This is a genomic window from Massilia sp. Masssp94, assembly GCF_059491305.1.
This window is the reverse complement of the sequence record NZ_CP168501.1, coordinates 3756088-3776305: the sequence shown is the minus strand read 5'-3', so window position 1 is coordinate 3776305 and position 20218 is coordinate 3756088. Positions and strand designations below refer to the sequence as shown.

General features: G+C 66.2%; 20 protein-coding genes. 10 read left to right on the top strand and 10 right to left on the bottom strand.

The features are described 5' to 3' along the window. The first annotated feature begins 19 nt into the window (after positions 1–19). A complete protein-coding gene (locus tag ACEN9G_RS16790; RefSeq protein ID WP_413338084.1) occupies positions 20–433 on the top strand; it encodes a hypothetical protein in 414 nt (137 codons plus the stop codon). 169 nt (positions 434–602) lie between these two features. After that, positions 603–1088: a heme-degrading domain-containing protein gene (locus ACEN9G_RS16785; protein ID WP_413338086.1), complete on the top strand. Its 486-nt coding sequence runs from the start codon at positions 603–605 to the stop codon at positions 1086–1088. Between the two features lie 3 nt (positions 1089–1091). On the opposite strand, the gene ACEN9G_RS16780 is transcribed toward ACEN9G_RS16785, so the two are convergent. The 10 genes from ACEN9G_RS16780 to mpl form a co-directional block, all read right to left on the bottom strand. After that, positions 1092–2324 carry a PepSY-associated TM helix domain-containing protein gene (locus ACEN9G_RS16780; protein ID WP_413338088.1) on the bottom strand — a complete coding sequence of 411 codons (1233 nt, stop codon included), beginning with the start codon at positions 2322–2324 and terminating at the stop codon, positions 1092–1094. A 2-nt stretch (positions 2325–2326) separates the two neighbouring features. Beyond that, the gene (locus ACEN9G_RS16775) at positions 2327–4540 is read right to left on the bottom strand and encodes a TonB-dependent siderophore receptor (protein ID WP_413338089.1); all 2214 of its coding nucleotides are present in this window, start codon (positions 4538–4540) and stop codon (positions 2327–2329) included. A 137-nt stretch (positions 4541–4677) separates the two neighbouring features. Further along, a complete protein-coding gene (corA, locus tag ACEN9G_RS16770) occupies positions 4678–5643 on the bottom strand; it encodes a magnesium/cobalt transporter CorA (RefSeq protein WP_413338091.1) in 966 nt (321 codons plus the stop codon). Positions 5644–5835: 192 nt separating this feature from the next. After that, positions 5836–6576, bottom strand: coding sequence for a monofunctional biosynthetic peptidoglycan transglycosylase (mtgA, locus tag ACEN9G_RS16765; protein WP_413338093.1), 741 nt, complete (start codon positions 6574–6576; stop codon positions 5836–5838). Beyond that, on the bottom strand, positions 6573–7394 hold the full coding sequence (aroE, locus tag ACEN9G_RS16760; RefSeq protein ID WP_413338095.1) for a shikimate dehydrogenase: 822 nt from the start codon (positions 7392–7394) through the stop codon (positions 6573–6575). The genes mtgA and aroE overlap by 4 nt, the downstream gene beginning before the upstream one ends. 11 nt (positions 7395–7405) lie before the next feature. Next, on the bottom strand, positions 7406–8257 hold the full coding sequence (locus ACEN9G_RS16755) for a TonB family protein (RefSeq protein WP_413338113.1): 852 nt from the start codon (positions 8255–8257) through the stop codon (positions 7406–7408). A gap of 184 nt (positions 8258–8441) precedes the next feature. Then, complete coding sequence (locus tag ACEN9G_RS16750) at positions 8442–10490, bottom strand: ribonuclease catalytic domain-containing protein (RefSeq protein ID WP_413338097.1); 2049 nt, start codon at positions 10488–10490, stop codon at positions 8442–8444. Further along, a complete protein-coding gene (locus ACEN9G_RS16745) occupies positions 10487–11080 on the bottom strand; it encodes a chorismate--pyruvate lyase family protein (RefSeq protein ID WP_413338099.1) in 594 nt (197 codons plus the stop codon). Before ACEN9G_RS16745 ends, ACEN9G_RS16750 begins: the two co-directional genes overlap by 4 nt. Next, the gene (locus tag ACEN9G_RS16740) at positions 11077–11733 is read right to left on the bottom strand and encodes a YqiA/YcfP family alpha/beta fold hydrolase (RefSeq protein WP_413338101.1); all 657 of its coding nucleotides are present in this window, start codon (positions 11731–11733) and stop codon (positions 11077–11079) included. The genes ACEN9G_RS16745 and ACEN9G_RS16740 overlap by 4 nt, the downstream gene beginning before the upstream one ends. After that, positions 11730–13064 (bottom strand): UDP-N-acetylmuramate:L-alanyl-gamma-D-glutamyl-meso-diaminopimelate ligase, encoded by a 1335-nt coding sequence (gene mpl, locus ACEN9G_RS16735; RefSeq protein WP_495605560.1) that lies wholly within the window; start codon positions 13062–13064, stop codon positions 11730–11732. The genes ACEN9G_RS16740 and mpl overlap by 4 nt, the downstream gene beginning before the upstream one ends. A gap of 122 nt (positions 13065–13186) precedes the next feature. On the opposite strand from mpl, the gene ACEN9G_RS16730 reads away from it, so the two are divergent. From ACEN9G_RS16730 to ACEN9G_RS16695, 8 genes are all read left to right on the top strand, one after another. Further along, the gene (locus ACEN9G_RS16730) at positions 13187–13816 is read left to right on the top strand and encodes a hypothetical protein (protein WP_413338114.1); all 630 of its coding nucleotides are present in this window, start codon (positions 13187–13189) and stop codon (positions 13814–13816) included. Next, positions 13809–14363, top strand: coding sequence for a TlpA family protein disulfide reductase (locus tag ACEN9G_RS16725; RefSeq protein ID WP_413338105.1), 555 nt, complete (start codon positions 13809–13811; stop codon positions 14361–14363). The genes ACEN9G_RS16730 and ACEN9G_RS16725 overlap by 8 nt, the downstream gene beginning before the upstream one ends. Positions 14364–14469: 106 nt before the next feature. Then, positions 14470–14907, top strand: coding sequence for a type II 3-dehydroquinate dehydratase (gene aroQ / locus ACEN9G_RS16720; protein WP_413338106.1), 438 nt, complete (start codon positions 14470–14472; stop codon positions 14905–14907). Positions 14908–14993: 86 nt separating this feature from the next. Continuing rightward, positions 14994–15458 (top strand): acetyl-CoA carboxylase biotin carboxyl carrier protein, encoded by a 465-nt coding sequence (gene accB / locus ACEN9G_RS16715; RefSeq protein ID WP_056129930.1) that lies wholly within the window; start codon positions 14994–14996, stop codon positions 15456–15458. Positions 15459–15531: 73 nt separating this feature from the next. Further along, entirely contained in the window at positions 15532–16941 is a 1410-nt protein-coding gene (accC, locus tag ACEN9G_RS16710) for an acetyl-CoA carboxylase biotin carboxylase subunit (RefSeq protein WP_413338107.1), read from the top strand. Beyond that, positions 16938–17888 (top strand): 50S ribosomal protein L11 methyltransferase, encoded by a 951-nt coding sequence (prmA, locus tag ACEN9G_RS16705; protein ID WP_413338109.1) that lies wholly within the window; start codon positions 16938–16940, stop codon positions 17886–17888. The genes accC and prmA overlap by 4 nt, the downstream gene beginning before the upstream one ends. A gap of 3 nt (positions 17889–17891) precedes the next feature. Then, a complete protein-coding gene (locus tag ACEN9G_RS16700) occupies positions 17892–19250 on the top strand; it encodes a DUF3426 domain-containing protein (RefSeq protein WP_483126771.1) in 1359 nt (452 codons plus the stop codon). A gap of 8 nt (positions 19251–19258) precedes the next feature. Next, positions 19259–20197, top strand: coding sequence for a carbohydrate kinase family protein (locus tag ACEN9G_RS16695; RefSeq protein ID WP_413343838.1), 939 nt, complete (start codon positions 19259–19261; stop codon positions 20195–20197). The last annotated feature ends 21 nt before the right edge of the window (positions 20198–20218 follow it).

Genomic DNA, 20218 nt, shown 5'->3' with positions numbered 1-20218 from the left:
ATCCATCAGGAGCCCCACCATGCAAACCACGACCGTTACTCCCCTGCCGCAACCGCAGTTCTCGCGCGCAGGCATCATCTGGATCAAGCTTGCCGTCCTCTACCTCATCTTCGGCATCTCGCTGGGCATCGCCATGGGCGCCAGCCAGAATTTCACCCTGCGCCCCGTGCACGCCCACGTCAACCTGCTGGGCTGGACGACACTGGCGCTCGCCGGCCTGATCTACAGCGTGTTCCCGAAGGCGGGCGAGAGCCGCCTCGCGCGCCTGCACTTCTGGCTGCTGAACCTCGCATTGCCCGTGATGATGGTCGCGCTCTCCATGCTGCTGCTGGGTCACATGGCCTTCGCGCCGGCGTTGGTGATCGCGGAAATCATCGCCGCGCTAGCCATCCTCGCGTTCGCCGCGAATCTGTTCGTGAATCTGAAGCAATAACGGGCCGCTCTCCGGTTATACTTTCCGGATAATAAAACCGGAGAGAGGCAACGACATGGCTGTGCGTACCATCCGCCACATTATTCCCTGTTCCTGCGCCGTACTGATCGCGGCAAGCGCTTTGTTCGCCGGCACCGCCGGCGCCGCAACGACCACCCCAGGAACCAGCATGGACAAGAAAACCGTATCGCTCGACACCATCCGCCGCCAGGAGCAGGCGCTGCAGTTCACGTCCTTCGACAACGACGCGGCGCTCGCGATCGGCAACAGGATCGTCGAGCAGGCGAAGGCGGACAAGGTCGCCGTCACGATCGACATCACGATCAACCGCAATCCGCTGTTCTTTTATGCGATGGCGGGTACGAGCCCGAACAACGTCGACTGGATCCGCCGCAAGAGCAACCTCGTGAACCGCACGGGTCACGCGTCGTTCTTCGTGCACACGGAGGCCGTCAACGCGGGCCGCGACTTCGACAACCTGCCCACGTTCGACTCGAAGGACTATGCCGCGCACGGCGGCTCGTTCCCGATCGTCATCAAGGGGACGGGCCAGGTCGGCACGATCACCGTGTCCGGCCTCGCGGGCGTGGACGACCATGCGATGGTCGTGCGCGCGCTGAAGTGGTACCTGAAAGCGGACGACGTCGCGCTGTAAGCATCAGGTCTCGACCGGCACCGCCTTCACGCGCCGCGCGCTCACGGCGCGCGACGCCCGCTTGCGCCACCAGATGATCACGCCGGTCACGCTCAGCATGGCGACGACGAGTCCCATGCACGAGATCAGGATCCGCCCCGGCAGCCCGAGGATGCGGCCCGAGTGCAACGGGAACTGGGCCTGCACGAAGATGTCGGCGGCCGTTCCCTTCCACGGCTGGCGGTCACCCAGCAGGCGGCCATCCTGGCCGTCGTAATACAGCAGCGCGGGGCCGACGCCGCCCGCGCCGTGGTCGTCGCCCGGCGCGAACAGGCTCACCATGTAGACGCCGTACTCCTGCGAATAATAAAGGCTGCCGACAGGCGCATTCCAGCCGCGCCGGCTCGCTTCGATGCCCGCGCGCGCGACGACGTCGCCGTACGGAACGCGCGGCTCGACCGGGTGCTGCAGGTCGGCCGGCACGCGGGTGTCGAACGGCGACGGCGTGACCTGCGTGAACGTCTGCATCACGGGATAGAACACTTCGCGGTACAAGTTCAGCGAAAACGCCGTGAAGGCGAGGACGAACAGCACGACCCATGTCCACAGGCTGAACGCGCGGTGCAGGTCGAAATTCAGCTTCGCGCCGCCGCCGCGCCAGCGCACCATCCACGCCGGCCGCCAGCGCTGCCACCACGACTTGCCGGGGTTGGCGGTTTGGCGCCGCACCGGCAGGGTCAGATAAAAGCCGACGAAGCAGTCGAGCGTCCACACCGCCGCGATGGCGCCCATCAGCCAGATGCCCCAGCGGTCCGGCAGATGCAGCGAATAATGCAGGCGGTACAGGAAGGACACGACCGTCTCGCGGCTGACCGGCCACACGGCGCCCCACTCGCGCCGGCCCAGTTCCGCGCCGCTGACCGGATCGACGAAGACCTGGTTGAAGCCGGGCGACCTCAAGGCGCCCGTGGCGGGATCGATGCGCGGCGCCACGCCCAGCGCCAGCGATTTCCCGGCTTGCGCGTGCAGCGGCACGTACGACACGCGCACGTCCGGATGGCGCGCCTCGACCCGGCGTGCCAGCGCCAGCGGATCCCGCGGCGTGCCGGGCGTATGCGCTTCCATCAGGTGCGGGTTGAGCAAGTCGTCCAGCTCGTGGTCCCACGAGATCACGGCGCCCGTGATCCCGCTGACGAACAGGAAGGCCGCGGTGAGCAGGCCGCACCAGCGGTGGATGAGGGTCCAGGTCGCGCGCATGGTCAGAACGCGTACTTCAGCGTCAGGGTCGTGCTGCGCGGGGCCGCGTACGTGATCGCGCCGTACGCGGAGAACATGCCGAAATGCTTGCGGTCGAACGCATTGTTGACGTTCAGCTGGGCCGACAGCTGCCGCGTGATGTCGTAGCGGGCCATCAGGTTGACGACGCTGAACGGCGACTGCTCGATCAGGCCATTCGTGCCGGCGGGGGCGCCCGGGTCGACCGTGTACGTGCGGCCTTCCCAGTTCACGCCGCCGCCGACACTCAACGCGCTCCACGCATCCGGCAGGCGATACGTCGTGAAGACGCGGAACAGGCGGCGCGGATAGACGCTGTTGACGTCCGCGCCGGCCGCATCCTTCGCGCGGTACTGCGTGTAGCCGGCCGTCACGTTCCAGCCTTTCGCCAGTTCGCCGGACGCATCGAACTCGATGCCCTCGCTCGTCGCGCCGGCGGCCGCGCGGTAATACGTCTCCGGCGCCAGCGGGCCGCTGCCGTCGCGGTCGACGAGGCCCGCTTCCTGGCCCAGGTTGTTCTGCTTCGCGCGGAACACGGCGAACGCCCCGTTCAGGCGGCCGTCGAGGAATTCGGCTTTCACGCCCGCCTCGCAGCTCGTGCCGACGATCGGGTCGAGCATGTTGCCGTCGATGTCCTTCAGGTTCTGCGGCTGGAAGATGTCCGTGTAGCTCGCGTACACGGAATACGTCCCGTCGATGTCGTAGACGACGCCCGCGTACGGCGTCACTTCGCGCTCGTGCCTGATGTCGTACGCGGCCGTGTACAGGCCGCGGCCCGACTTTTCATAGTCGGTCACGCGGGCGCCCACGATCAGGGTGAGCGGATCGGCGAGCGAGAAGCGCGCCACGCCGTACAGCGCGGCCTGCTTCGTCGCGCTGCTTTCGTAGAACGTCGGCGCGCTCCACGCGGGCTGCCGGTACGCGGTCCCCGTCCACGCGTTGAAGTCGCCGACGCCCGGCACGCCGGCGCCCGTGCCGAAATCGGCCGCGCGGCTGTTGGAGACGAAGGTCTGCTTCTGGTGCAGCACGCCGAACGCCACTTCGTGCGTGCGGCCGGCGAGTTCGAACGGACCGCTCGCGTGCAGGCCGGCGTTGTCCTGCTTCGTGCGGGTCGCGTACGAGCCGGCGAAGGCGGCGAGGCCCTCGCCCGTCGCGCGGTCCGGCACGCCCGACAGGTACAGCAGGTAGGAATCGGACCGGCGGTCGCCCCGGCTGGCGGTGGCCCTGACCTTCCAGCCGTTGGCGAAACCGTGTTCCAGGTTGACGAAGGCGCTGTCGTACGAGGTCGGCCAACGGGTCCAGTCCGCGGCCGACGTCTTCGAGACGTCCCAGTCCGTCTTCGACCCGTCCGAATGCCAGTACGGCAGGCCGCCCCACATCGGGCCGTTCGCCTGCGTTTCCTGGCGGCTGATCCCGACCTGCAGCAGGGTCGAGCGGCCCAGGTCCGCGTCGATCGTCGCGTACGCGGTCTTGTTCCGGTTCGACAGCAGCGACACCCAGCTGTCGCCATCCGTGTACTCGCCGACGAAGCGGGCACGTACGCTGCCGTCCCGCGTCAGCGGCGTCGTCACGTCGCCCAGCAGGCGGCGCTGGTTCCAGCGGCCGATGCCCGCTTCCACCGTGCCGGCCAGGGTCTTGCCGGTCGCATGCTTGCGCACGAGGTTGATGGCGGCGGACGGGTTGCCGGCGCCCGTCATCAGCCCCGTCGCGCCGCGCACGACGTCGACGCGGTCGTACAGCGCCAGGCTGCCCAGCACCTCGCCCGCGCTCCACGACTGTTCCCACGTCGTCGGCACGCCGTCGATCTGCAGGTTGTCGATGTCGAACCCGCGCGCGGTGAAGCCGGCGCGGCTCGTCTCGTACTGGTTCACGGACACGCCCGTCACGTTGTTGACGACGTCCGTCACGGTGAGCAGGCCCTGGTCCTCGATGCGCTGCTGCGTCACCACCGTGACGGATTGCGGCGTCTCGCGCAGCGACAGGGTCAGCGGCACGGCCGTCCGGTCCTTGCCCGTCGTGTACGAGCCGGTCCCCTCGGTCGTTTCGCCGAGCCGCGTGGCGCTGATCTGCACCTGCTGGACCGGTGCGTCGACCGGATCATCGGCGGCGGCCTCGGCCAGCAGCGGCAAGGCAAGCGCGACGGCGGCCGCGAGGCGGTTGGGTGGAATACGCCGGGCGGCGCGCGCATGCATGGCCATCGAATCACTCCGTTCTGGATCTAATATTGAACGCGAATGATAATGATTCTCATTTAATGAGTCAACGACAATGAGACGAACGCATATCTGCGCTGCCGGCTGGGCCGGCGCACGGGATCACGGGAACATGTCGGGGATTACTTCAACCAGCCGCGGTGGCGGAAGTACAGGAACGGCGCGATCGCGCTGACGACCATCAGGCCCAGCGACCAGCCGTAGCCGAACTGCCAGTGCAGTTCCGGCAGGAATTCGAAGTTCATGCCGTAGATGCTGGCGATCAAGGTCGGCGGCAGGAACGCGACCGAGGCCACCGAGAAGATCTTGATGATCTTGTTCTGGTTGATGTTGATGAAGCCGACGGTGGCATCCATCAGGAAGTTGATCTTGTCGAACAGGAATGACGTGTGGCCGTCGAGCGATTCGATGTCGCGCAGGATCTGGCGCGCCTCCTCGAACTGTTCCGCGTTCAGCAATCGGCCACGCATCAGGAAGCTGACGGCGCGGCGCGTGTCCATCATGTTGCGGCGGATGCGGCCGTTCAAGTCTTCCTCGTGGGCGATCGCATTCAGCGCGGAGGCCGCGTCCTGGTCGGTGAATTCCTTCTGCAGCACGCGCTGGCTGACGTCTTCCAGGCTCTCGTAAATGCCTTCCAGCGCATCGGCCGAGTACTCGGCGTCGGTCGCGTACAGGTCCAGCAGCACGTCCATGTAGTCCTCGATCGACCCGGGCCGCGAGCGCGCGCGCAGGCGCACGAGGCGGAACACGGGCAGGTCGTCCGTGTGGACCGAGAACAGGATCTTCTTGGCCAGGATGAACGCGACGGTCACGATGCGCGACGGGCCGTCCTCTTCCTCGCGCAGGAAGTCGGTGCGCAGGTGCAGGTCGCCGTTTTCCGCTTCGTAGTAGCGCGCGGACGCCTCGATGTCCTGGACTTCGTCCTCGCCGGGCAGGATCACGTCATAGGTCGACTTGACCCAGGCGCGCTCCTCGTCGGTCGGGTCGAGGAGGTCGACCCAGACGGCAGGCGCGTTCTCCAGATCGGCGCGCGACGCGATGGGTATCTGGTTCAGTCGGCCATTTTGTAGGACAAATACATTGATCATGCGCTGCTTTCTCGGCCGGATTCGGAAACAGCGCAAGTGTACCTGTAAGCCCTGAGGGCGGCCAGCCTAAAGCAGATGAAACCGGGGTCAGAGCCCGATTTTTGGAAATATCCTGAGCAAACTTGTCGGCAATGCGTTGTCCGATTCAGCATGCTCTTGAGTTATTGCCAAAATCCGGGCTCTGACCCCGGTTCAGGGCAATTCCGCTGCGTTCATGCGGCGCTGGATGATGGCCGTGCGGCGTGCCAGGTAGTTGGTGTCGCGGTGGCGGTCGTAGTAGCGCGGGTTCGGCAGCATCACGGCCAGCCGGGCGGCCTGGGCGGCGTTCAGGTTCGCGGCCGGGATGCGGAAATAATGGCGCGCCGCAGCCTCGGCGCCGAACACGCCGCGGCCGAATTCGACCACGTTCAGGTAGATCTCGAGGATGCGTTCCTTGTCCATCACCGCTTCCAGCATGTAGGCGATGACCAGTTCCTGGCCCTTGCGCAGGTAGTTGCGCGAGCCGGACAGGAACAAATTCTTGGCCAGCTGCTGGGTAATCGTCGAGCCGCCGCCCACGACCCGGTGCTTCTTGTTGTTGCGCTCGTACGCCTTTTCCAGCGCGTCCCAGTCGACGCCGTCGTGGTCGACGAAATTGGAATCTTCGGACGCGATCACGGCGCGCTTGAGGTTGTTCGAGATGCGCGCGTACGGCACCCACACCTGCTCCACCTTCGCGTTCGGATTCCGCTCGCGCAGCGCCGACAACTGCTGGCGCATCATGCTTGTGGACGACGGGTTGAACTGCGTCCACCAGCACACCATCGCAAAGAAATACAGCTGCAGCAGGACGACGAGCAGCAGCGGCCCGAGGACGATCCACTTCAGCCAGCGCCGCCCGCCGGTTTTTGCGCGCGCGGGCGCGCCCGCCTTGAGCGTGCCGATGCCGCTCATGATGCGCGCATGCGGGCCAGCAGGGCCGACGTCTCCGGCCGCACACCGCGCCAGGTCAAGAACGCTTCCGCCGCCTGCTCGACCAGCATGCCGAGGCCATCGCGCACGGTCGCGCCGTGGAAGGCCGCGAACGCCATGAACGGCGTCGGCTCCTTCCCGTACATCATGTCCAGCGCCAGCGTCCCCGCGCGGAAGGCCGACGCGGGCACCGGCGGCAGGTCGGCCGACAGGCTGGCCGACGTCGCGTTGACGACGACGTCGAACGCACCCTCGATGTCGGCAAACCCGCAGGCGCTGATCTGCCCCGGGTAAGCCACGTGATCGGCAAAGTGGGACACGAGCGCATCGGCCGTCGCGCGCGTGCGGTTGGCGATCACGATCGCTTCCGGCTTCTCGTTCAAGAACGGCAGGATGACGCCGCGCGCCGCGCCGCCCGCGCCCAGCAGCAGGACGCGCTTGCCGGTGAGCGGCACGCCGGCGTTCCTGACGATGTCCGCGACGAGGCCCGGACCGTCCGTGTTGTCGCCGACGATCTCGCCATTTTCGAAGCGCAAGGTGTTGACGGCACCGGCCAGGCGCGCCCGCGCTTCCAGCCGGGTGGCCAGCGCGGCCGCTTCCAGCTTGAACGGGAGCGTCACGTTGGCGCCGCGGTAGCCTTGCGCGACGAGGTCGCGGACAGTGTCCGCAAAACCGTCGAGCGGCGCCAGGCAGCGCTCGTACGAGATGTCCTGGCCGGTCGCGGCCGCGAACGCGGCGTGGATGTCCGGCGATTTGCTGTGGGCGATCGGGTTGCCGATCACGCAATATTTATCCGTCATGAAGTCTCCTGTTATCCTTCGCCGCGCAGTTCGGCCTGCAGTTTTTCTTCGCGGGTGAATTTGAAGCGGGTGACGACGATCCAGAGGTCGTCCTTGTCGGTCGAGCGCATATTGGCCGGGAATTTGCCGAACGGCGCGGCGCGGCGGACGATCGCCAGCGCGGCCTTGTCCAGCGCCGGATTGCCGGAACTGCGTTCGATGCGCGGTCCGCCTTCTTTTTCGTACAGCGTGCCGTCCTGGAAGATCGGGATGTAGACGACCAGCTCGCCGTACAGCTTCTTGCCGTTCTGCTGCGGGAAGTTCAAGGTGCCGACCTCCTCCACGCGCTTCTGCATCGCCTTGTAGTACATGGCGTAGCCGACCTCGCGCGTGCTGGGGCTGATGAACGTCTTTTTCGGGCGCTTGTTCTCGTCGGCGATGCGCTGGGTGATCTCGGCCGTCATGCGCGCGATCGCCTTGGTGGAGTCGAGGTTGTCCTCGCCCGTGCGGCTGGGGTCGGGCTTCGTCTGTTCGGCCACGGGCGCGCTGTTGAACTGCGACTGGCGCATCTTCGTCAGCACGCTTTTCTGCTGTTGTTCCAGTTCCGCGATGCGGCGTTGCAGGGCCTTGATACTGTCGCCATTCTCGACCTTGCGCAGGTCCGGCAGGGGCGACTGGGCGCGGCCGGCATCGGCATTGCCGCCGCCGTCCAGGTTGGCCTGGGCCAGCGCGTCCGCCTTGACGGGGGCACGCGCATGCTTCGCGTTGACCAGGATGACCTCCAGGCCCGGATCGGCCGGCTGCAGCCGGAACGCGTCCGGCGCGGCGAAACGGACCGCCAGCAGGGAGGCGTGCGCCAGCACCGAGCAGGTGATGGCGATCATCAGGGGGCGGTTGTGTCGGAGGGTGTTCACGCGCTGCGGGGTGGGACGGTTGGGGTCATGGAACTCCCCATTCTACCGTGCAGGCCGGCCGATTTGCGAGCCTTGCGGAAAGACCCGACCGCTGAAGTCACCACGAACGCAACAGGATCTTGTCGACGTGTCAACGATCGGTATCAGTCACACATCATGCGGCCTGCTCGCCCGTGACGTCGGTCTGCGTTTCCGGATCGGTGACGGCCACGGCACCTTCGGCCTCGGCCGCTTCCGCTGCCGCCGCCTCGCCCGTGTCTTCTTCCTCGTCCAGGCCCAGTTCCTCGGCCGCTTCGGGCGCCACGGCCGCGACTTCGAGCAGGCGCGCCTCCAGCGCCAGGTCGACCTCGTCCCAGCGCACGATGTCCAGGCGAACCTGCGCGCCGCGCGCCGCCTGCGGCATGCCCGGCAGGCGGATCACGAGCGGGATCTCGACGAGGCGCAACACCTCGTCCTTCAGCACGACGGCCTCGACCTGCCTGGCGTTTTCCTGCGCCAGCCAGCGCAGGCACCAGTAACGCTCCATGTTCTGCTGGAAGTCGTTATAGGCGGAGTACGCGGCGTCGAATGCGGAGACGATCGAGAACAGCGTGGCATCGCGGTGCTTGAACGGGGCGACGAGCGGCGCCGTCACGCCATTGCTGGCGCACGCGAGGATCTGCCACTGGTTCACGAGGTCCGTATAGCGGCGCAGCGGCGACGTCGACCACGCATATTGATCGACGCCGAGGCCCTGGTGCGGCGCCGCGTGCGTCACCATGCGCACCTGCATCTTGGCGGCCCAGCCGCCGGCGCCCGGACCCTGCGAGCGGTAGATGCCCGGCACGCCGCAGTCGTGCAGCAGCTTGCCCCACGTGCTGTTCGCGAAGATCATCAGCTCGGCCACGATCTTGTCCAGCGGCGCGCCGCGCTTGCGGCGCACGATCGTGACGACGTCGTCCTCGACATAGAAATTGAAGTCGACGCGGTTCGCCTGTTCCGGTTTCAGGCCGAACGCTTCGCGCTTCTTCATGCGGCCCGCTTCCAGCTGCAGCGCCCACTGCCACAGCAGGCCCAGTTCCATCTTGTGCGGGTAGTCGCCTTCGCCGTTGTTCAGCGTCTCCTCGTTGACGACGTCGTCGAGGTCGTTGTGACGCAGGTTGTTCTTGATGGGCACGCGCTCGGCGCGGGTCGTCGTCGAGAGCACGGTCCACGTGGCCGGATCCAGCACGGCATACAGCGACAGCGCCGGGCAGTCGTTGCCCTCGGCCAGCGTGTAGGCGTCGACGACGTCGTCCGGCAGCATCGTGATCTTGTCGCCCGGCATATACACGGTCGACATGCGCGCGCGGGCGATCTTGTCGATGGCGTCGTCCGGACGGATGCCCAGGCCCGGCGCCGCGATGTGGATGCCCACGCGGACGGTGCCGTCATCCAGCTTTTCGACGGAGAACGCGTCATCGATCTCGGTGGTCGTCACATCGTCGATCGAGAACGCGGCCACGTTCGCCAGCGGCAGGTCGGCGGGCGGGGTCGGCACGGCGACGGGCGGGAAGCCGGCGCCGCGCGGGAAGTGTTCGAACAGGAAGCGGCCCATGTGCAGCTCTTTCGCCGACGCGATGCCGCCCGTGGACAGCATCAGGCGCGGCGCCGTCGTCTGCAGCTCGTCGGCCGCCGTTTCGAGCGCCTTGTATTCGATGCTGTTCTTGTCCGGCTTGAACAGCAGTTGCTGGACGAGCGGCTGCATCGCCTGCGGCAGCGTGCCGGCCTTCAGTTCCTCGACATACGCGGCCTGGACGATGGCCTGCTGTTTCTTCTTTTCGATGCCGGCCAGCGCCGCGCGCAGCGATTGTTCCGGCGCCGCCTTGTAGCGGCCGCGGCCCTTCTTGTAGAAATAGATCGGCGCGCCGTGCAGCGCCAGCACGAGGCCGGCCGCTTCGAACGGCAGCGGCGCGTGGCCGAAGTACTCGGCGCCCAGTTCCGCGAATCCGAATTCTTCCTGGCCCGCGACTTCCCACAGGAATTCCAGATCGACGTCCGCCGCGACGGCCTTCGCCTGTTCCAGCAAGGTCGCGGGGTCCGGCTTGTCGAACTGCAGCATCACGTCGCGCGCCTTGACCTTCGTACGCTTCCCGCTCGGCATTTCGACCTGGTAGGCCTCGCCCGCCTGCGACAGCACGGTGCCGACCTTGAAATCGCCGGACTCTTCGAAAAATAAGTTCATTTTGTATTCGTATTCATATTAAATGCGGTCGCCTCGAGATCGAGCACCTCGGGCAGGAAGACCTCGGTGACCAGCAGCAGTCCCTGGCGGCGGCGGTACACGCAGCGTCGCGCAAAATAAGTGTCGCGCGCCGGCCCGTTCCGGCCGAGCGCAGCATGCACGCGCGCCACCAGCGGATGGCCGGGACGCAGCCGCGCGAATTCGAGCGGCCCGCGCGTGACCCGAGGATCGTAAAACAGCGTGGTGCCGAGCGAACGTTCGCCCAGCGCCGAAAACAGGGGCCAGTCGCTCGCGCTCGCGCTCATCGGCACGACGGTGTGGCCGTACACGACCGGTTGCCCGTCGCAGCGCAGCAGCACTTCGCGTTCCCACACGCGCCGGGGCCGCGCCAGGCCGATCGCGTCGGCCTCGTCCGCCAGGCAGACATTGCCCGCCTGGCGCAGTTTCTGTACCCGGAAATGCCGGCTGTGCGCGATCAGGCGCGCCGTCAGCGAACCCGGCGTCGTCAGCCAGTCGCGCATGACGGCCGGCGCGCCCGTACCGTCCGGATGCGCCAGCCAGCGGGCCCGGCGCAGCGACGCGGGCCTCACTGACGATGGTCCGATCCGGCGTCGCCTTCGTCTGGATTATCCGTCAGGCAGAAAGCCAGCACCTCATCGACATACTGCTCGAATTCCGACACCGCGTGGTCGCTGCCCTGGATGACGTGCTGGTGCGCGCCCGCGTAATGCGCAACCATGTCGCGGTAGTCCAACACCTCGTCGCCCGTGGCGGCCAGCAGGAAATAGCGCGCCGGCCGGGTGATGGCGCCGACCTTCAATGCGGCCAGTTCGTCGATGTAGTCGCGCTTGAATTCGAACGGCTCGCCCGTATGCCATTCGGTCGTGATGCCGACGTGTTTATCGAGGTCTTTCAAGGGATCGACGGCCGGATTGATCAGCGCGGCGCGGCAGCCGAAGCGTTCCGCCAGCCAGGTGGCGTAGAAGCCGCCCAGCGACGAACCGATGATCGCGAGATTGCCCGAATAGCGTTCGACCAGCGTGAGGACGAGGTCCATGGCGGCCTTCGGCGAGGCCGGCAGTTGCGGGCAGATCAGGTTGCCGGCGCGGCCGGCCGCTTCCATCCGCTGCTGTACCACGCGCGCCTTGAACGAGCGCGGGGACGAGCGGAAGCCGTGCAGATAGAGGAGGTGGACGCGCGCGCCCTCGCGGGCGCCTGCGGAAAAGCCTGCTGTCCCGCTCATGCCGCCATCGCCTCCAGCAGCTTCTGGTGCACGCCGCCGAAGCCGCCGTTGCTCATCACGAGGATGTGGTCGCCCGGCTGCGCGGCCTGGACGATCGCCTGCACCATGTAGTCGAGCTGGTCGAAGCTGTGCGCGTTGGCGCCCAGCGGTTTCAAGGCGTCGGCCAGCGACCAGCCCAGCGCCTGCGGGCTGCCGAAGCCGAACACGAGGTCCGCATCCTTCAGGCTGCCCGGCAGCGCATCCTTCATCGCGCCCAGCTTCATCGTGTTCGAGCGGGGTTCCAGCACGGCCAGGATGCGGCCACTTGTACCGATCTTCTGGCGCAGGCCGCCGACGGTCGTCGCGATCGCCGTCGGATGGTGCGCGAAGTCGTCGTACACCGTCACGCCGTTGACGACGCCGCGCACTTCCATGCGCCGCTTGACATTCTGGAAGCGGGCCAGCGACTCGATCGCCTGCGCGGGCGGCACGCCCACGTGGCGCGCGGCCGCGATGGCGGCCATGGCGTTGCTGCGGTTGTGGTGGCCGGTCAGGTCCCAGTGGACGGTGCCCTGCTTGTCGCCCTTGAAGAACACGTCGAAGCTGGAACCGCCCGGATGTTCGACGAGGCTCCAGTCCACGCCTTCGGCCGAGCCGAAACTTTCCTTCTCGCTCCAGCAGCCGCGCTTCAGCACGCGCGCCAGCGACGCTTCGTCGCCGTTCACGACGATGCGCCCGACGCCGGGCACGGTGCGCACGAGGTGGTGGAATTGGGTCTCGATGGCGCCGATATCGGGGAAGATGTCGGCGTGATCGTATTCGAGGTTGTTCAGCACGGCGGTCTTGGCGTGGTAGTGCACGAACTTCGAACGCTTGTCGAAGAAGGCCGTGTCGTACTCGTCCGCCTCGATCACGAAGAAGTCGGACTCGGTCTCGCCGGACAGGCGCGCCGACACGCCGAAGTTCAGCGGCACGCCGCCGATCAGGAATCCCGGCGAATAGCCGGCGTCTTCCAGGATCCACGCCAGCATCGACGTCGTCGTCGTCTTGCCGTGCGTGCCCGCGACAGCGAGCACCCATTTATTACGGAGAATGTGGTCGCCGATCCATTGCGGGCCAGATACGTACGGCAAGCCGCGGTTCAGGATCTCCTCGACGAGCGGATTACCGCGCGTCATCACGTTGCCAACGACGTACAGGTCCGGGTTCAGGCTCACCTGTTCGGGCCCGTAACCTTGGATCAGCTCGATGCCCTGGGCTTCGAGCTGGGTGCTCATCGGAGGGTAGACGTTGGCGTCGCACCCGGTGACGCGGTGGCCGGCCTCTTTGGCCAGCACCGCGAGGCCGCCCATGAAGGTGCCGCAGATGCCGAGGATATGGATGTGCATGACGTGCCGAAGGGATCTCTGTAATGGCGAATACGCGATTCTACCCGACGCGATGCCATTTTCCTTTCAAGAGTATGATCTCGGACATGATGCCCAATTCAAACGACGACCTCCAACAGGTGCGCGCACGCATCGCCGCGACGGCCGCCCGCATGATCGCCCAGGATGGGGCCGATTACTCGACGGCCAAGACGAAGGCGGCGCGCCAGGTGCTCGGCGTCGATCGCCCTTCTCCTAATTACCTGCCGGATAATCTGCAAGTCGAAGACGAGGTGCGCCGCTACCAGGCATTGTTCCACGGCCCGGCCCAGGCCGCGCGCCTGCAACACATGCGCAGTACGGCGCTGGAAGTGATGGACCAATTGGCCGAGTTCCGTCCGTATATTACCGGTGCGGTCTTGAACGGAACGGCGGGCGAACATGACGACATCCACCTGCAATTATTTGCCGACAGCGCCAAGGAAGTCGAAATCTGGCTGTTGAATCGCAATGTCAATATCGAGATTTCGGAAACTCCCCACTTCAAAGGGGGACGCTACGATCCGGTAGAAACGGTAAGCTTCATGTGGCATAAGGAAATGGTGCACGCCGAGCTTTATGATATGAACGATTTACGCGGTGCGCTGAAAACCCGCGCGGACGGCAGCCTGCAGCGCGCCGATACTGCCACGCTCCGCACCCTGACGAACAACGACTCTCTCGAACACGATGAATAAGAAACACCTGGCCGGTTATGTGATCCTGGCCGCCGCCTTTACGGTTCTCGGTGCCATCGCCGGCGTGAAGCAGGATGCCAAGGGTCCGCTGACGACGACCTATACACCCACGGACGGAAGGCCGCACACGGCGGTGACGAATCTGTATGCGACCTCGCTGAACGACCTGGCCGGCAAGCCGCAGCCGCTCGCCCGGTGGAAGGGCAAGCCGCTGCTCGTCAACTTCTGGGCGTCGTGGTGCGCACCGTGCGTGTCGGAGATGCCGGAATTGTCGGAACTGGCGGCCAAGGACAGCGGCAAGACCTTCAATGTGATCGGCATCGGCATCGATTCCCCCACGAACCTCGCCGAGTTTGCCCGCAAAATCAAGATTTCCTACCCATTGTACGTAGGCGGCATGGGTGGCACCGACCTCGCGCGCGGCCTCGGCAACGCGAACGGCGGGCTGCCATTTACGGTGCTGATCGGCGCAGATGGGCAGGTCCGCAAGACTTACCTGGGCCGTCTGAAGTTCGATCAGGTGCGCGCCGACCTGGCCAAGTTGTAGTTCCAGCGAACGGTCGTTCACTTATTTTCCGACTTCTTTTTATCGCTTGCCAACACGTAACGTTGGCGGCAAAATGCCTGTCTTTCGGGCAAACAGACGGTTGAATATGGCGAAAAAGCTACTGCTGCTCAATGGCCCTAATTTGAATTTGTTGGGGACACGTGAGCCTGCGGTGTACGGCGCGACGACGCTGGCCGACATCGAGCAGGCCGCCACCGCCCAGGCACGGGAAGCCGGGGCGGAGATCGTCTGTTTCCAAAGCAACCATGAAGGCGCGCTGATCGACCGCATTCACGCCGCCCGCCAGGAAAGCGTGGACGCGATCGTCATCAACCCGGGCGGTTTGACCCATACCAGCGTGGCGCTGCGCGATGCGCTGGCCGGGGTGGACATTCCGTTCGTGGAAGTGCACATCTCTAATATTTACAAGCGCGAGGAATTCCGGCACCACTCTTTCCTGTCGGCGATCGCGCTGGGCACGATCTGCGGGCTGGGAGCGGATGGATATCGCTTTGCCATCGACTTCGCGCTGAAACAACGTTAATCTACGTCAACTTCACGCATTCGCGCATAAGTACCTACCGCCGACGCGCCGTATGCTCTTAAACAAATAATTCCAAGGGGTTTCACATGGATCTAAGAAAACTCAAGACACTGATCGACCTCGTCGCCGAGTCGGATATCGCCGAACTCGAAGTGACCGAAGGCGAAAGCAAGGTCCGCATCGTCAAGTCGTCGGCAATCCCGCAGAATCAGATGGTCATGGTGCCGCAGCAAGGCGTCCAGCAATACTCGGCACCGGCCGTCCAGGCACCGGCAGCCGCGCCCGCAGCAGCCCCGGCCGCACCGGCCGAACCGACCGGCCACGTCGTCAAGTCGCCGATGGTCGGCACGTTCTACCGTTCCTCGGCACCGGGCGCCCCGGCGTTCGTCGAAGTGGGCGCTACGGTGAAGGAAGGCGATACCCTGTGCATCATCGAAGCGATGAAGCTCCTGAATGAAATCGATGCCGACCTGTCCGGCACCGTCACCAAGATCCTGGTGGAAAACGGCCAGCCCGTCGAATTCGGCCAGCCGCTGTTCGTGATCGGCTAAACGTCTCCGGCGCGGTCGTCCGACCGCGCCCTCCCGGCACGCTGCCGGCACTCAAAGAAACACCGAACTTACCATGTTTGAAAAAATTCTTATCGCCAACCGTGGTGAAATCGCGTTGCGTATCCAGCGCGCCTGCCGCGAGATGGGCATCAAGACGGTTGTCGTGCACTCCGAGGCGGACAAGGACGCCAAGTACGTGAAGCTGGCCGACGAGTCCGTTTGTATCGGCCCGGCACCGTCCGCGCAAAGCTACCTGAGCATGCCGGCGATCATCAGCGCGGCGGAAGTCACGGACGCCGAAGCGATCCACCCCGGCTACGGCTTCCTGTCGGAAAACGCCGACTTCGCCGAACGCGTCGAAAAATCGGGCTTCGTCTTCATCGGCCCGCGCCCTGAATCGATCCGCCTGATGGGCGACAAGGTCTCGGCCAAGCAGGCGATGATCCGCGCCGGCGTGCCGTGCGTGCCCGGTTCGGACGGCGCCCTGCCCGACGATCCGAAAGAGATCATCCAGACCGCGCGCCGCGTCGGCTACCCGGTCATCATCAAGGCCGCCGGCGGCGGTGGCGGCCGCGGCATGCGCGTCGTGCACACGGAAGCCGCGCTGCTGAACGCCGTCGCGATGACCAAGACGGAAGCCGGCACCGCGTTCGGCAATCCGGAAGTCTATATGGAGAAATACCTGGAGAATCCGCGCCACGTGGAAATCCAGATCCTCGCCGACGAACACAAGCAGGCCGTCTGGCTGGGCGAGCGCGACTGCTCCATGCAGCGCCGCCACCAGAAGGTCATCGAGGAAGCGCCGGCACCGGGCATCCCGCGCAAGCTGATCGAGAAGATCGGCGACCGCTGCGCCGAAGCCTGCCGCAAGATCGGCTACCGCGGCGCCGGCACGTTCGAATTCCTGTACGAGAACGGCGAGTTCTACTTCATCGAGATGAACACCCGCGTGCAGGTCGAACACCCGGTCACCGAAATGATCACCGGCATCGACATCGTGCAGGAGCAGATCCGCATCGCCTGCGGCGAGCGCCTGCGCTTCCGCCAGCGCGACATCATGCTGTCGGGCCACGCGATCGAGTGCCGCATCAACGCGGAAGACCCGTTCAAGTTCACCCCGTCGCCGGGCCGCATCACGGGCTGGCACCCGCCGGGCGGCCCCGGCATCCGCGTCGATTCGCATTCGTACGCCGGCTATTACGTGCCGCCGCACTACGATTCGATGATCGGCAAGGTCATCGCCTACGGCGCCACGCGCGACCAGGCGATCCGCCGCATGCAGATCGCGTTGTCGGAAATGGTCGTCGAGGGTATCCTGACCAACATCCCGCTGCACCGCGAACTGATGGTCGACGCCCGCTTCATCGAAGGCGGCACCAACATCCACTACCTGGAGCAGAAGCTGGCCCACAAGCCGGACCTGCCGAAGGATGGCGCGATCGGCGCCAAAGCCGAGGTCGCAGACGCAAAGGCTGATCAATGAGCTGGACGGAAGTCATAATCGAGATCGCACGCGAGCACGCCGAGGGGCTGTCCGACGCCCTGATGGAAGTGGGCGCGCTGTCGGTCTCGGTGGAAGACGCGGACGAAGGCACGGAAGACGAGAAGCCCCTGTTCGGCGAACCGGGCATGGTGCCGAAGGAAGCCGCCTGGGATCACAGCCGCGTCGTCGCGCTGACGGACGAGGATGCCGACCAGGCCGCGATCGTGGCCGAGGCTGCGGCGGCCATCGGCCTGCGGCAGGCGCCTGCATTCACGACGCGTCCCGTCGCGGACGCCGACTGGGTACGCCTCACGCAATCGCAGTTCGAGCCGATCCACATCGGCAAGAACATCTGGGTCGTGCCGAGCTGGCACGAAGCCCCGGATCCCGACGCGCTGATCCTCGAAGTCGACCCGGGCCTCGCATTCGGCACGGGCAGCCATCCGACCACGCGCCTGTGCATGGAATGGCTGGAAGCCCACCCGGCGCCCGGCAAATCGGTGCTGGACTACGGCTGCGGCTCGGGCATCCTCGCGATGGTCGCGAAGAAGCTCGGCGCGGCTGGCGTCACCGGCGTCGACATCGACGAGCAGGCCATCGAATCCGCCAGGCTGAACGCGGAACGCAACCGCTGCGAGATCGATTTCCACGTGCCGGACGACTTCGTCGCATCAAGGCACGGCAACGAACGTTTCGACATCGTCGTCGCGAACATCCTGTCGAGCCCATTGAAGCTGATGGCGCCGATGCTCTCAAGCCGCGTGGCCGACGGCGGTTCGCTGATCCTGTCGGGCGTGCTGGCGCGCCAGGCCGAGGAAGTGGCCGCCGCGTACGCACCTTTCATCAAGCTGGGCGTCTGGGCCGAGCAGGACGGCTGGGTCGCTCTTCACGGGCAGCTCGGCGCAGAAAATGCACCTGGGGCACGTGCCACCGACGGCAGCAAATAAGGCATGGCGCTCGCCACCCAGTGCCCGCATTGCCACACCACGTTCCGCGTCGCCGCGGACCAACTCAAGCTCCGCGGCGGCATCGTCCGCTGCGGGTCTTGCCAGCGCATCTTTGACGGCAACGCCCACCTGATCGACCTGGACAAGCCGGCAGCGCCGGCGCCCGTCCAGGAAGACGACGCGCTGCCCGTCTACACCCTCGACTTCGACCACACCTTCGATCCGCTCGGCATCCTGCCGAAGCCTGCCGACGACGTGCCCGAGCCCGCGCGCGCGCAGGTGTGGCGGCGCGCGCCCGAGGCCGAGGAAGCGCAGGAAGCGGCGCCGGTTGCGGCGGACTACGCCCCCGCGGACCGCGTCGAACCGCAACTGGAACCGGTCGTCCACGCGGTGCCCGAGACCGAACCGGAGCCCGAGCCGGAGCCCGCCGAAGACACCGTCGCCGAACCGCCGCCAGCGAGCGCCTACGCGCCCGCCGACCGCATCGAACCGGGTTTCGACCTGCCGGTGACCGAGGAAATCGTCGCCCAGCCGCTGCCGGATTACGAACCGGAGCCGGAGCCGGTCGCGGCATCGCCCGAACCGCAGCCTGAACCGCAGCCCGAGCCCGCACCGGAACCGCCCGCGCCCGCGCCGGCATCCGACGCCCCGCCCTTCCTGCCGCTGCGCGCATCGGCCGCGAGCGAACCGCCCGCGCCGGCACCGGCGATGATCCCGCCCGTGGTGAAACCGGCGCGCAGCAAGGCGGCGCGTGCGTCCGACGCGCGCGCACGCCGCTCCAGGTTGACGCCGACGAAGATCGAACCGCCGAAGCTGCGCCTCGCGCTCGACGCCGACGCCGACGAGCCCGAATTCGTCAAGCGCAGCCGCCGCCAGGAACGCATGGGCCGCACGCAGCGCATGCTGATGGCCGCGGGCGCCGTCGTGCTGCTGCTCCTGCTGCTGGCCCAGGCGGTGCTGGGCTTCCGCAACACGCTGGCCGCGCAGCATCCGGGCCTGAAGCCGGCCCTGGCGGGCGCGTGCGCCGTCCTGGGCTGCCGCGTGGAGCTGCCCGCGCAGGCCGAGAACCTCGTCATCGAGACGGGTGAACTGACGACGCTGGGACCGAATACGTACGCATTGAATACGCTGCTGCGCAACCAGGGCAACCTCGTGCTGGCCTGGCCCAGCATCGAACTCGAGCTGACCGACGCCGGCGACAAGCCGGTGCTGCGCCGGGTGCTGGCGCCCGCCGACTATCTGCCGCGCGGCACGCCGCCGGCGAACGGTTTCGGCCCGCACTCGGAACAGCCGGTCACGCTCCATTTCACGCTGGACGGCCTGCAGCCGTCCGGTTATCACACTTTCGTTTTCTATCCTTGAGGCTTCCAATGACCAAGACCTCGCTGATCTGCGGCTCGATCGCCTTCGACAAGATCATGCAATACCACGGCCGTTTCGGCGAAACCCTGCTGGCCGACCAGCTGCACCGCGTGAACGTCTCGTTCCTCGTGCCCACGCTGCGCACGGAATACGGCGGCTGCGCCGTCAACATCGCCTACAACCTGAAGCTGCTGGGCGGCGAGCCGCTCATCATGGGCACCATCGGCCAGGACGGCGGCGACTACCTCGACCGCATGGAGCAGCAGGGCCTCGCCACCAACGCGATCCGCACCATCGAGAACGCGTACACGGCCCAGTGCTTCGTCACGGCCGACCTGGACGGCAACCAGATCAACGCCTTCCACCCGGGCGCGATGCAGTTCTCGCACGAGAACAACCTGGCCGACTACCTGCCGCTGCGCGTCGCGATCGTCGCGCCGGACGGCCGCGACGGCATGATCAAGCACGCGCGCGACTGCGCGGAACGGGGCGTGCCGTTCATCTTCGACCCGGGCCAGCAGCTGCCGATGTTCAGCGGCGACGAGCTGCTGACGTTCATCGGCCAGGCCAGCTACCTCGCCTGCAACGACTACGAATTCGAGATGGTGATGGACCGCACGGGCCTGCCCCTGCAGGACATCGCCGCGCGCCTGGACGCGCTCATCGTCACGCGCGGGGAAGCCGGTTCGGACATCTACGCCGGCGGCGAGCACCACAAGATCCCGGCCGTGCCGGCGGCCGGCGTCGTCGATCCGACGGGCTGCGGCGACGCCTACCGCGCCGGCCTGCTGTTCGGCATCGCCAATGACCTCGACTGGCCCACGACGGGCCGCCTGGCGAGCCTGCTGGGTTCCATCAAGATCGCCCACCAGGGCGGCCAGAACCACAGCTTCACGCAGCAGGAGATCGCCGACAAGTTCGAAGCGGCCTTCGGCTACCGCTTCTAAAGCGTCGGGCCAATGAAAAGC

Coding starts and splice junctions, on each gene's coding strand:
- mpl (WP_495605560.1), bottom strand. CDS start 13,064: ATGGGCGGCCTCGCGGTGCTGGCCAAAGAGGCCGGCCACCGCGTCACC.
- mtgA (WP_413338093.1), bottom strand. CDS start 6,576: ATGAGCGGCATCGGCACGCTCAAGGCGGGCGCGCCCGCGCGCGCAAAA.
- accC (WP_413338107.1), top strand. CDS start 15,532: ATGTTTGAAAAAATTCTTATCGCCAACCGTGGTGAAATCGCGTTGCGT.
- aroE (WP_413338095.1), bottom strand. CDS start 7,394: ATGACGGATAAATATTGCGTGATCGGCAACCCGATCGCCCACAGCAAA.
- ACEN9G_RS16730 (WP_413338114.1), top strand. CDS start 13,187: ATGATGCCCAATTCAAACGACGACCTCCAACAGGTGCGCGCACGCATC.
- ACEN9G_RS16755 (WP_413338113.1), bottom strand. CDS start 8,257: ATGATCGCCATCACCTGCTCGGTGCTGGCGCACGCCTCCCTGCTGGCG.
- ACEN9G_RS16780 (WP_413338088.1), bottom strand. CDS start 2,324: ATGCGCGCGACCTGGACCCTCATCCACCGCTGGTGCGGCCTGCTCACC.
- ACEN9G_RS16700 (WP_483126771.1), top strand. CDS start 17,892: ATGGCGCTCGCCACCCAGTGCCCGCATTGCCACACCACGTTCCGCGTC.
- ACEN9G_RS16750 (WP_413338097.1), bottom strand. CDS start 10,490: ATGAACTTATTTTTCGAAGAGTCCGGCGATTTCAAGGTCGGCACCGTG.
- corA (WP_413338091.1), bottom strand. CDS start 5,643: ATGATCAATGTATTTGTCCTACAAAATGGCCGACTGAACCAGATACCC.
- ACEN9G_RS16695 (WP_413343838.1), top strand. CDS start 19,259: ATGACCAAGACCTCGCTGATCTGCGGCTCGATCGCCTTCGACAAGATC.
- ACEN9G_RS16740 (WP_413338101.1), bottom strand. CDS start 11,733: ATGAGCGGGACAGCAGGCTTTTCCGCAGGCGCCCGCGAGGGCGCGCGC.
- aroQ (WP_413338106.1), top strand. CDS start 14,470: ATGGCGAAAAAGCTACTGCTGCTCAATGGCCCTAATTTGAATTTGTTG.
- ACEN9G_RS16790 (WP_413338084.1), top strand. CDS start 20: ATGCAAACCACGACCGTTACTCCCCTGCCGCAACCGCAGTTCTCGCGC.
- ACEN9G_RS16725 (WP_413338105.1), top strand. CDS start 13,809: ATGAATAAGAAACACCTGGCCGGTTATGTGATCCTGGCCGCCGCCTTT.
- prmA (WP_413338109.1), top strand. CDS start 16,938: ATGAGCTGGACGGAAGTCATAATCGAGATCGCACGCGAGCACGCCGAG.
- ACEN9G_RS16775 (WP_413338089.1), bottom strand. CDS start 4,540: ATGGCCATGCATGCGCGCGCCGCCCGGCGTATTCCACCCAACCGCCTC.
- ACEN9G_RS16785 (WP_413338086.1), top strand. CDS start 603: ATGGACAAGAAAACCGTATCGCTCGACACCATCCGCCGCCAGGAGCAG.
- accB (WP_056129930.1), top strand. CDS start 14,994: ATGGATCTAAGAAAACTCAAGACACTGATCGACCTCGTCGCCGAGTCG.